Genomic DNA, 3,129 nt, shown 5'->3' with positions numbered 1-3,129 from the left:
TTTCTCTCTTTTCCAGGCTCACAACGATCAAGAATTTCATTTCTAGTTCCTTCTTTAATTATAAATGCTTTGTTGTAACCTGTTAAGATACCGCGATATATTTTAACATTCCACTCTTTGAGAGGCTTACCTATTTTTTCTATATTTTCTTTTAGTTTTAATATTCTATCTTCAGATAAAACAAAAACTTCTTTAGAGAGTTGATCCTGTTTAATCATTTGTGAGTTATCCTTTATAAAGGTTATTGCTTTTTCAAGACTTTTGAGTGTTGATGGTACATTAGCGAGGTTGATATACGAGTCAGGTTGTAAAGATTGTTTTTTCAGAAGAACGATACAAGTATCAACACCTTGCTCAAACACATGGAAGCCTCCAAAATCAATTATTCTTAAGATTGTTGTTTTATCTAAAAGAAATTCTCTCAATTCTTCACCGTAATTTGCTCTCATCCATTTGTTTGATGAGATAAAGCATAATATTCCAGAATCTTTGAGTATGTTGTATCCTTTTTCGTAGAAGAAAACATAGATATCCGCTGTTGAAGAGAATGTTTCATATCCTTGAGACTGAAGTATAGGTTTAAGATCCTTTATTTTTTCTTGTCTTATATACGGTGGATTGCCTATAACTATATCAAAGCCATCTTCAACACCAAACATCCATTCGGGGTCAAACCAGTCTGCTGTTTTTGTTTGCGAGAAGATGTCAAAACTAATAATCTTCTCTACTTCTGCGTCCCCCCAATTATTTTCTTTAAGTAAAACTTTAAGCCTGTCCTTAATTCTATTTACTTCTCCAACTAGTTTCTTTTTCTCCTCTCTTGTCCTAATCATAAAGTGTCTTCTATATAAGATTTTTAGTTCGTTTTTGAGTTTTTGAATTTCTGAGTTTTGGAGTGTCATTTGTAATGGTTTATTTAGCCCGACTAGTGTATTAGCGGATACGAATTTAGTCTCAAGGTGCGGTAGTGGTTTTATGCCGTAGTTTTCCTTGCTTTTGTCAATCTTCTGGTCTATAAGCAAACTCAAGAAGAAACGAAGTTTGCAGATCTGTATAGCAATAGGCTGTATATCAACTCCGTAGATAGAGTTCTCTATTACGTAGAGCTTCCTAGCGTAGTCAGGATATTTGATACTCTCATCAAAGTTATCGTCAATGTCTTTTAGTAATTTTTGTCTCTTATCTTTGTCTTCAATTTTCAGAACTTCCTCAAACTCTTGAATTACCTTTTTGCTTTGTAGTTCACGCCAGAGTTCATTATTTGGATCAACTTTGTTTAGTATATTCACAACTTTATGAACTATTCCCATTGGAAAAGCACCAGAACCGACTGCTGGGTCTATAACTTTAAGAGAGTCTATTGCTTCAAGTATTTTGTCTTTTTCTTCATCCGTTAATTCAGCATTTTCTTCGGAGTAAGAAAGAAGTATTCTTAATCTATCCTCGTCAATACTAGTTTTGGTTTTCAGATACTCAAGGAGAGATTCTTCTACCATGAAATCAACAATCTCTTTTGGAGTGTAATAACTTCCCGTTGCTTTTCTTGCGGTAGTTTTGGTTTCAGGGTTGTAAGATGCGAGCAGGTTTTCGAAGATGTGTCCTAAAAGTTCAGGATCAAGAGATACCTCTACATCTACTGGTGATGACTCGTCAGCAGTAAAGTTATAGTCTTTTAGAATGTTTATAAGTCCTCTTACCTCAACTTCTTTTTCATAACCGTAAAACTTAGATAGGTTTTCTTTCCTTTTTTCTCTGAAGAACAGAAAATCTGGTAGTCTTGCTATTTTATAACTATTTCTTGTAAAGCCATCTATGTAATTTCCATCTTCATCAAGGCATTCAAAAAGACCACCATTTATGAAGGGAACATCTTTGAATATGTCTATAAAATCGTCTTCATTAATTAGAATCTTACTTTTATATCTATAGAGTGTTTTAACTCCGAAGTCTTCCCTGTTGATAGGGAAACTAGCATCTTTTGCGAAACTTCTTTTTTTAGGGTATGTATTCAAGGTAGTGAAAAAGAGATTTTGTAGAATGACGTTGTAGTAATTGCAATCTTTACCAAAATCTCTGACAACTCCTTCAAGGAAAGTTGGATCAAAAATTTCTTCAGGTATAAGTCCTTTTTCCTTTAAGAACCAAACGAAGATAAGTCTTGTAAGAAGCCTTATTAGATTTTCCTCTAGACTGCCTCCCGGGAATTCTGAGTGTTTCAAAGCCCAAGCATACCAGTTCTGTATTTCTGTATAGAATCTCTTTGTGAGTGGTTGTGTTGAGAACGCTGATATTATACTTCCCAAGGAGTTAAACTTTACTTCTCCTAATGCTTTAAGAAAGGTTCGGTAAGGTTTGTTTTTAGATACGTAATAGGTGTATCTTTTGTAGTAACTAAACTTTGCCTTCGTTCCAAAATACTCGGTGTAGACAAAAGAAAATCTAAAGTTTCCTATTTCGTCGTAGAATGTGAAAATACCATACTCGGTATTCAGAGTCTTGAGTATTTCTTTTGCTTTATCATACTGTTTTTTCTTGCTGCTACGTTCGGTTATCTCTCCGAGTGTTTTTATTGCAAATGCTTTCAAATCTCTTGAATGTTTCATGTTGATATATCCGACCTCGTGTATCTCTACAAAATCTTTGTCCTCAAATTGATATAGTCTATTGGATGTTCTATAAATCGTGAAGTTTTTATCGGCTAATATATCGGATAGAGTGCTGATAGAAAAGTTTTGAATAAGCGATTCTATTTTGTGATAGATGTCACTCACTTATGCCTCCATTTTTATATTTTCAATTGCTATAATTACTTCCGATGAGATATTTTTAAGATATTCCTTTACCTTTTCAAGAAAATTATCTCCTAGTTGATTTCTGATTTCTATAATCTTCTCGGATAGTTTTTTGGTATCTTTCATAATAGACTCCATTTTAACAATTTCTGAAAGTATGTATTCGGATAGTGTTCCATTCTCCTTGATATCTTCAATGAGGTCTGATATGAATTTTGCGTGTTTCCTTATACTCTCTTCCTCTATATTAAGTAGTGATTGTAGTAGATTTAGTGCTTGGTAGGCAAGGTCATTTGCTTTGGGTATGCTCTTTTTGAAGTAAGAGGATGAGTCTAAA

The 3,129-nt window shown here is 33.7% G+C and carries 2 protein-coding genes; both read right to left on the bottom strand.

The window, feature by feature from the left end; all coding sequences use genetic code 11:
- The coding region (locus NZ579_08095; GenBank protein ID MCS7299896.1) for an Eco57I restriction-modification methylase domain-containing protein at nucleotides 1–2,771 on the bottom strand (2,771 nt) is incomplete at its 3' end.
- On the bottom strand, nucleotides 2,772–3,129 hold a 358-nt coding region (locus tag NZ579_08090; protein MCS7299895.1), incomplete at its 5' end, for a helicase.

The organism is Spirochaetota bacterium, from assembly GCA_025061835.1.
In the GTDB taxonomy this organism is placed as follows: Bacteria; Spirochaetota; Brevinematia; order DTOW01; family DTOW01; genus SKYB106.
Note: the sequence above shows the minus strand (reverse complement) of the source record. Positions and strands in the feature narration are given on the sequence as shown.